The 7,284-nt window shown below is 72.5% G+C and carries 8 protein-coding genes and 1 tRNA gene; 2 read left to right on the forward strand and 7 right to left on the reverse strand.

Annotation, left to right across the window (positions count from 1 at the left end):
• Positions 1 to 75 precede the first annotated feature (75 nt).
• Positions 76 to 552 (forward strand): GNAT family N-acetyltransferase, encoded by a 477-nt coding sequence (locus tag ACFW6B_RS17685; RefSeq protein WP_386596938.1) that lies wholly within the window; start codon positions 76 to 78, stop codon positions 550 to 552.
• Positions 553 to 733: 181 nt separating this feature from the next.
• Here ACFW6B_RS17685 and ACFW6B_RS17690 read toward each other — a convergent pair.
• The 7 genes from ACFW6B_RS17690 to galU all read right to left on the reverse strand — a co-directional run bounded on the left by ACFW6B_RS17690 (position 734) and on the right by galU (position 6,494).
• Positions 734 to 807 (reverse strand) — tRNA-Ala (locus tag ACFW6B_RS17690).
• Between the two features lie 97 nt (positions 808 to 904).
• Positions 905 to 2,176 carry a gephyrin-like molybdotransferase receptor GlpR gene (gene glpR / locus ACFW6B_RS17695; RefSeq protein WP_386596941.1) on the reverse strand — a complete coding sequence of 424 codons (1,272 nt, stop codon included), beginning with the start codon at positions 2,174 to 2,176 and terminating at the stop codon, positions 905 to 907.
• Positions 2,177 to 2,349: 173 nt separating this feature from the next.
• Complete coding sequence (locus tag ACFW6B_RS17700) at positions 2,350 to 3,009, reverse strand: GNAT family N-acetyltransferase (protein WP_386596943.1); 660 nt, start codon at positions 3,007 to 3,009, stop codon at positions 2,350 to 2,352.
• Between the two features lie 26 nt (positions 3,010 to 3,035).
• The gene (locus tag ACFW6B_RS17705; protein WP_386596945.1) at positions 3,036 to 3,575 is read right to left on the reverse strand and encodes a molybdenum cofactor biosynthesis protein B; all 540 of its coding nucleotides are present in this window, start codon (positions 3,573 to 3,575) and stop codon (positions 3,036 to 3,038) included.
• A complete protein-coding gene (gene moaC / locus ACFW6B_RS17710) occupies positions 3,572 to 4,084 on the reverse strand; it encodes a cyclic pyranopterin monophosphate synthase MoaC (RefSeq protein WP_386596947.1) in 513 nt (170 codons plus the stop codon). The genes ACFW6B_RS17705 and moaC overlap by 4 nt, the downstream gene beginning before the upstream one ends.
• 179 nt (positions 4,085 to 4,263) lie before the next feature.
• Positions 4,264 to 5,586, reverse strand: a complete 1,323-nt coding sequence (glp, locus tag ACFW6B_RS17715; protein ID WP_386596949.1) for a gephyrin-like molybdotransferase Glp — start codon at positions 5,584 to 5,586, stop codon at positions 4,264 to 4,266.
• Positions 5,583 to 6,494 (reverse strand): UTP--glucose-1-phosphate uridylyltransferase GalU, encoded by a 912-nt coding sequence (gene galU, locus ACFW6B_RS17720; RefSeq protein ID WP_386596950.1) that lies wholly within the window; start codon positions 6,492 to 6,494, stop codon positions 5,583 to 5,585. Before galU ends, glp begins: the two co-directional genes overlap by 4 nt.
• 133 nt (positions 6,495 to 6,627) lie before the next feature.
• Between galU and ACFW6B_RS17725 the strand changes: the two genes are divergently transcribed.
• Positions 6,628 to 7,203: a 5-formyltetrahydrofolate cyclo-ligase gene (locus ACFW6B_RS17725; protein WP_386596952.1), complete on the forward strand. Its 576-nt coding sequence runs from the start codon at positions 6,628 to 6,630 to the stop codon at positions 7,201 to 7,203.
• The last annotated feature ends 81 nt before the right edge of the window (positions 7,204 to 7,284 follow it).

Here is a 7,284-nt window from a genome sequence, read left to right on the forward strand (position 1 = left end):
ATCTCCAGCGGCCCGAGGGCCGGCGGCATCGGCCGCCCACCCGTTCACTCGACGCATAGATGTACGGTATTACGCATGAATTTCCGCCCGGTCCCCTTCGACCACCCCGACGCCGTGAAACTCAACGACCAGGTTCAGGCCGAATACGCCGTGCGGTACGGCGACGACGGCGACGCCACCCATCTGGACGCGCGGATGTTCGCCCCGCCGTTCGGCCTCTACCTGATCGCGTACGACGAGAGGGACCGCCCGGTGGCCACGGGCGGCTGGCGCACCCAGGACGAGAACGACGAGGGGTACGCGGACGGCGACGCCGAGCTCAAGCGCATGTACGTGGTTCCCGAGGCCCGCGGCCTCGGCCTCGCCCGGCGCATGCTGGCCGCGCTGGAGGAGGACGCCCGCACGGCGGGCCGCGTCCGCATGGTCCTGGAGACCGGCTCCAAGCAGCCCGAGGCGGTCGCCCTCTACGCGTCGAGCGGCTACGAGCCGTGCGCCAAGTTCGGCTACTACCGCTTCCACGAACTGAGCCTCTGCTACGCCAAGGCCCTTTAGGCGCCAGGACGGTGCCCCGGCGGCGGCCGGACCCGGCCGCCGCCCGGCGCCCGCTCCCCCGCGGCCGGACCCGGCCGAAGGACCGCCAGTCCCGGGGCCGGCGGAGGAAGTTGCCGCCACCGGTCTCCGGACATGGCAAGAGGCCCGCTCCCACGAATGGGAACGGGCCTCTTTGCTGCGGTGGACCTGTGGGGATTTGAACCCCAGACCCCCTCGATGCGAACGAGGTGCGCTACCAGACTGCGCCACAGGCCCTTGCAACGAGTGAAACTCTAGCATCCCGATCGAGGTGCTCGGTAATCCGTTCCCGCCTGGTCAGCCGGACTCCCGACCGCACCGGTCGTCACACCGGTCACTCGTTGGCCGCGCGCGGCCGTTCGCCGTCCTCGTACTGGTCGAACAACGGCGTCCTGCCCCGCTCGCGGGCGCGCCGCGCGGACGCCGCCCGCCGGGCGTCGCTGCGGCTGTCGTCCTCCGCCTCGGCGCCGCCGGAGCCCTCGGAGAGGTCCTCGCCGGCCGGCTCCGCCTCGGGCGCGCTCGGCTCGGCCACGCTGGAGCGCGCGGAGCTCCAGGCGTCCGGTGCACCCAGGTCCACGCTGGCCGTCGCGCGGGGCGCGACCGGCGCGGTCACATAGGTGGGCAGGGGAACCGGCACCGGGTCCCAGCTGTCCCCCTGGGCGGGCGCGCACTGCCGTTCACGCTGCTGGTCGACCCACTCGGCGTGGTCGGTCTGCTCGACGAGCGCGCGGCGGTCGGCGGCGAGCGCCAGGAGGCCGGGGTCGGTGTCGGGGGCGGAACTCTCCTCCGGCTCGTCCGCCACGGGGTCGGCGAACGTCCTGCGGCGGGGCTGGCGCTCCCGGAGCCGCTGTGCCGCGTCCTCGGCCCGGCGGCGGTCCATGGTGTAGGTGAAGCGCCGCCGCTCCTGGGTGCGCAGGTGCACGATGTACGAGCTCAGCATCACGGCCGGCACGCCGGGCGCCCACAGGAAGGCGAGTCCGCCCACGGCCGCCACGACCGCGCCGAAGGTGAAGGCGAGGAACAGCAGGACCGTCGTACGCCGGCGGCGCGCGAGGACCTTCGTACGCCGGGCCCGCGCGGCGGCCTCCGCCGAGACCGCCCGACGCGCGCCGGGCATGGACGGCACGGCCTGCTGGGGCGTGGACCTGGCCGGGGGTCTCGGCGCGGGCACGCCCGCCTGGTGCGGTACGGACCGGGCGGTGCCCGAGGTGTCGTACGCGCCGCCGTCCTGGCCGGCCGCGTGCACGTCCGGCTCCTGCTCGGGCCGGTCCGGGTCCGGAACCTGTACCCGTTCCTGTACGTGTGGACGGTGCCGGTCCGTCGCCTTGGGCCGGGTCGGGGACACGGCGAAGGCCCGGACGTCCACCGAATCGGTGACGTCGTCCGGGTCGGCGCTGGGCTCCTCCTCCTCGGCGGAGCGTGCGCGCAGGTCCTTGGCGTATCGACGCTCCATGCCCGCCCGTCCGGACAGCAGCCGGATGGCGGTGCTGAAGCGTTCCGTCGGACGGGCTTCGTTCAGCTCGTCCTGCCTACGGAGCCACATCGGCACCAAGTAGGCGGCCCAGGCCCCGACGATGACTGCGTAGATGAGGCCGCTGCTGCTCACCCCTCACACGGTAGAGGGGTTTGTATGAGGCCATCTGCCAATTGCGCCGGTGTGTCGCACGATCCGGCTGATATTTCGACCTTTTTTTGCGACCGATGCGATCAGCGGGCCACCGCGAGCGCGAATTTATTGCCTCGACGCGATCGCCCACCGATCATTTTCGAACACCTATTTCATTTTCCGGGGTGTCCCGGCTTGCTCGGGTCCTGCCGGCCGGCCTGCTCCGATCCGACCTGATCCGAACGGTCCGGCGCCGAACGCGTCCGCCGCCAGCGCCCGAGCAGCCCCTCGGGCACTTCCTCCGCGGTGAGCGCGAAGACGAGATGGTCGCGCCAGGCACCGTCGATGTGGAGATAGCGGGGGCGCAGCCCTTCCTCCCGGAATCCGAGTTTCTCCACGACCCTGCGGCTGGGCCCGTTCTCGGGGCGAATGCAGACTTCGATGCGGTGCAGTCCGACGGTGCGGAAGCAGTGGTCGCTCACCAGCGCCACGGCCGTCGGCATCACCCCGCGGCCCGCCACCGACTGGTCCACCCAGTAGCCGACGTGCCCGGAGCACATCGAGCCCCAGGTGATCCCGGCCACGGTGAGCTGGCCGACCAGCCGCCCCTGGTACTCGATCACGAAGGGCAGCATCCGGCCCGCGTTGGCCTCGGCGCGCAGGTGGCGGACCATCTGCCGGTACGTCGGCCGGTGTGCGATCGGACCGCTCGGCGTGGGGGGCGGGATGGTCGCCTCCCAGGGACGCAGCCAGTCGCGGTTGCGCCGGTTCACCTCGCGCCAGGCCCGCTGGTCGCGCAGCCTTATCGGCCGGAGGACGACATCGCCGTCCACCAGCTCGACCGGCCAGGACGGGCTGTTCAGCTCGCACCCCCACTGCCGCCGGGTCTTGGATGGTCGCCGCCGCGGATCTGGTCGACGGCGTGGATCAGGAGGGGTTCCAGGACGGCCAGTCCGTCCCTGACCCCGCCGGTGGAGCCCGGCAGGTTGACGATCAGCGTCGACCGGGCGATTCCGGCGAGTCCCCGCGAGAGCGCCGCGGTCGGCACCTTGTCCCTCCCGAACGCCCTGATGGCCTCCGGGATTCCGGGGATCTCGCGGTCGAGCACGCGCAGGGTGGCCTCGGGGGTCCGGTCGGTGGGCGAGATCCCCGTGCCGCCGGTGGTGACGATGACGTCGTAGCCCGCCTCGACCCCGGCGCGCAGCGCCTCCTCCACGGGGTCCCCGTCGGGGACGACCCACGGACCGTCGACCGCGAAGCCGGATTCCGCGAGGCCCTCGGCGACCAGGGGGCCGCCCCTGTCCTCGTAGACACCGGCGGCGGCGCGGTTGGAGGCGGTGACGACCAGCGCGCTGTAGTCCGCCGTGAGGGCTTCGCCGGTGACGGTGCCGCCGCTCATGCCCGGCTCCAGTGGCCCGACTTCCCGCCGGTCTTCTCTTCCACCCGTACGTCCGTGATGACCGCCCCCTTGTCGACAGCCTTGACCATGTCGATCACGGTGAGGGCCGCCACGCTGACCGCGGTGAGGGCTTCCATCTCGACGCCCGTGCGGTCGGTGGTCTTCACGGTGGCGAGGATCTCGACGGCGTCGTCCGTGACCGACAGGTCAATTTTGACACCGGACACCGACAACGGGTGGCACAGCGGGATCAGGTCCGGGGTGCGCTTGGCTCCCATGATCCCGGCGATGCGGGCGGTGGCGAGGGCGTCGCCCTTGGGGACCCCTTCGCCGCGCAGCAGCTCCACGACACGCGGCGAGACCAGGACGCGTCCGCTCGCGCGCGCGGTGCGGGCGGTCACGTCCTTCCCGGACACGTCGACCATGCGGGCGGCACCGGCCTCGTCGATGTGCGTCAGCCGGTCCTGCGCAGGGGATCCGGAGGTCTCCCCCCGGGACGGAACAGTCATGTGCGTGGGCGCTCCCGGTCAGGGCCCGTCGCGGTGCGGCGCACGGGCCTGGTGTGCCCGACACGTTACCGCCCGCCCGCCGCCCCGCCGCCGGGAGGAGCCGCACACCGCGCCGTCCGGGCCGGGGCCCGGCCCGGACGCCGTGCGGTACCGGGGCGGGCGCCCGCCCGGTCCGGTGTTCAGCCGAGGAGGACGACCTCGACCTCGGCGCCGGGTTCGACCGAGGTGTCCTGTTCGGGGACGACGATCAGGGCGTCGGCGTGCGCGAGGGCGGCGACCAGGTGGGATCCTGCGCCGCCCACGGGCGTCACGGTGCCGTCCGCGTACGTGCCGCGCAGGAACTGTCTGCGGCCCTTCGGCGAGGTGAGCGCCTTGTCCGTGGAGAGCTTGGCCCTGGTCGTGGGCCGGTGGACGTCCGGCAGTCCCATCAGGGTGCGGATCGTGGGACGCACGAAGAGCTCGAAGGAGACGTAGGAGGAGACGGGGTTGCCGGGGAGTGCGAGCAGCGGGGTGTGGTCGGGACCGATGGAGCCGAAGCCCTGGGGTTTGCCGGGCTGCATGGCGAGGGTGCGGAAGTCGATGCCGCCGCCCTCCTCGTCCTCGTCACCGACCGACGACAGCGCTTCCTTGACGACGTCGTAGGCGCCGACGCTCACCCCGCCGGTCGTGACCAGCAGGTCCGCGCGGACGAGTTGGTCCTCGATGGTCGAGCGCAGGGTCTCGGCGTCGTCGGCGACCGCGCCGACGCGGTAGGCGATGGCGCCCGCGTCACGGGCGGCCGCGCACAGGGCGAAGCTGTTGGAGTCGTAGATCTGGCCGGCGCCCAACTCCTCGTCGGGCTGGACGAGTTCGCTGCCGGTGGACAGGACGACCACGCGGGGGCGGGGGCGCACCCGCACGGTGCCGCGGCCGATCGCGGCGAGCAGGCCGATCTGCGGCGGGCCGAGGACGGTGCCGGCCTCCAGGGCGCGGTCGCCCGCCTTCACGTCGCTGCCCTTCGCGCGGACGTGCGCGCGCGCCTCGGCGGGGCGGTGGACGTGGACCTGTCCGCCGGAGCCCTCGGGGGACGCGCTGTGCGCGCGCATCCCGGAGACCGGTCCCTCGCCGAGGCCCCCGTCCGTCCACTCGACGGGGACGACGGTCTCGGCGCCGGGCGGGAGGGGGGCGCCGGTCATGATGCGGGCGGCCTGGCCGGGGCCCACGTGGGGCTGTTCGGCCTGGCCGGCCGCGACGTCGCCGACGACCGTCAGGACCGCCGGGTACTCCTCGCTCGCGCCCGCCACGTCCGCGACCCGGACCGCGTACCCGTCCATCGAGCTGTTGTCGAACGGCGGCAGGGAGACCGGCACCGTGACGTCCTCGAGCAGGACGCAGCCCTGGGCGTCGAGGAGTTGCAGCTCGATGGGTTCGAGGGGGCGGACGGTCGTGAGGATGTCCTCCAGGTGGTCGTCCACCGACCAGAGGTGTTCCTGGCCGGCGGTGCGGGTCGCGGCGCTGCTCAAAGTTCCTGCATCTCCTCGGCTACGTAACTGCGGAGCCAGGCCCGGAAGTCCGGGCCCAGGTCTTCACGTTCGCATGCGAGTCTGACAATGGCACGCAGGTAGTCGCCACGGTCCCCGGTGTCATAGCGGCGGCCCTGGAAGACGACGCCGTGCACGGGGCCGCCGACCTTCTCGTCCGCGGCCAACTGCTGGAGGGCGTCGGTGAGCTGGATCTCGCCGCCGCGGCCCGGCTCGGTCTTGCGCAGTATGTCGAAGATGTGCGGGTCGAGGACGTAACGTCCGATGACGGCGTAACTGCTGGGCGCGTCCGCCGCGTCCGGCTTCTCGACCAGACCGGTCACCTTGACCAGGTCGCCCTCGTCGGTGGCCTCGACGGCGGCGCATCCGTAGAGGTGGACCTGCTCGGGGGCGACCTCCATGAGCGCGATGACGCTGCCGCCGCGCTGCTCCTGGACCTCGACCATGCGGGCCAGGAGGGGGTCGCGGGGGTCGATGAGGTCGTCTCCGAGGAGCACGGCGAAGGGCTCGCGGCCGACGTGCGGGGCCGCGCACAGGACGGCGTGGCCGAGGCCCCTGGGGTCGCCCTGGCGCACGTAGTGCATGGTCGCGAGGTCGCTGGAGGCCTGGACCTTGGCGAGCCGGCTCGCGTCGCCCTTCTTCTGGAGGGCGGACTCCAGTTCGTAGTTGCGGTCGAAGTGGTCCTCGAGGGGGCGCTTGTTGCGTCCGGTGATCATCAGAACGTCGTCAAGACCCGCCGACACGGCCTCTTCGACCACGTACTGGATCGCCGGCTTGTCGACGACCGGCAGCATCTCCTTGGGAGTGGCCTTGGTGGCCGGCAGGAACCGGGTGCCGAGGCCCGCCGCGGGAATGACAGCCTTGGTGATCCTGGGGTGTGACTCAGTCATGTCCGCAACCATAACCGGTGGCTATGTGCAGAATCTGTGGCTCCGGTTAATTCACGATCATATGAACGGATTAAGAGAACTACAGGAGTCACCTGTGAGACACGTCGGACGTGAACCCGATCCTGACAAGCGAATGTTGCGGCGAGAACTCCTGTCGGTGAGAAACGGGTTGACGGCCGGTGACGTGCGGGAGACCGCCGCCGCCCTGGCCGCACGCGCCCTGGAACTGCCCGAACTGGCACGGGCCCGCACGGTCGCCGCCTACGTGTCCGTGGGCGGCGAACCTGGCACCCTCGCGCTCCTCGACGCCCTCCGCGCGCGCGGGGTGCGCGTCCTCCTGCCGGTCCTGCTGCCGGACAACGACCTGGACTGGGGCGCGTACACGGGGCCGGACTCCCTCGAAGAGGTCCGCCACGGCGGGAGGATGGCCCTCCTGGAGCCCGCGGGCGGGCGGCTGGGCCCGGAGGCCGTCCAGGGCGCCGACGCCGTTCTGCTGCCCGGACTCGCCGTCGACGCCCGCGGGATGCGGCTGGGGCGCGGCGGGGGCTCGTACGACCGCGTGCTGGCCCGCCTGGAGCGCTCGGGCGCCGACCCGGCCCTGGTGGTGCTCCTGTACGACACCGAAGTCGTCGAGCGGGTCCCCGAAGAGGCCCACGACCGGCCCGTCCACGCGGTGGTGACCCCTTCCGGGGTACGCCGCTTCCGCTGACGCCGGACCGCGGACGGGGACCCGGCGCGGCGGACGCGGCCCCGGGGCGGACGCGAAGTGGCCCTCCACGCACGCGTGGAG

The sequence above is a fragment of the Streptomyces sp. NPDC058751 genome (genome assembly GCF_042746485.1).
GTDB lineage: Bacteria > Actinomycetota > Actinomycetes > Streptomycetales > Streptomycetaceae > Streptomyces.

Coding starts and splice junctions, on each gene's coding strand:
- ACFW6B_RS17705 (WP_386596945.1), bottom strand. CDS start 3,575: ATGAGCGGCGGCACCGTCACCGGCGAAGCCCTCACGGCGGACTACAGC.
- ACFW6B_RS17685 (WP_386596938.1), top strand. CDS start 76: ATGAATTTCCGCCCGGTCCCCTTCGACCACCCCGACGCCGTGAAACTC.
- moaC (WP_386596947.1), bottom strand. CDS start 4,084: ATGACTGTTCCGTCCCGGGGGGAGACCTCCGGATCCCCTGCGCAGGAC.
- galU (WP_386596950.1), bottom strand. CDS start 6,494: ATGACTGAGTCACACCCCAGGATCACCAAGGCTGTCATTCCCGCGGCG.
- ACFW6B_RS17725 (WP_386596952.1), top strand. CDS start 6,628: ATGTTGCGGCGAGAACTCCTGTCGGTGAGAAACGGGTTGACGGCCGGT.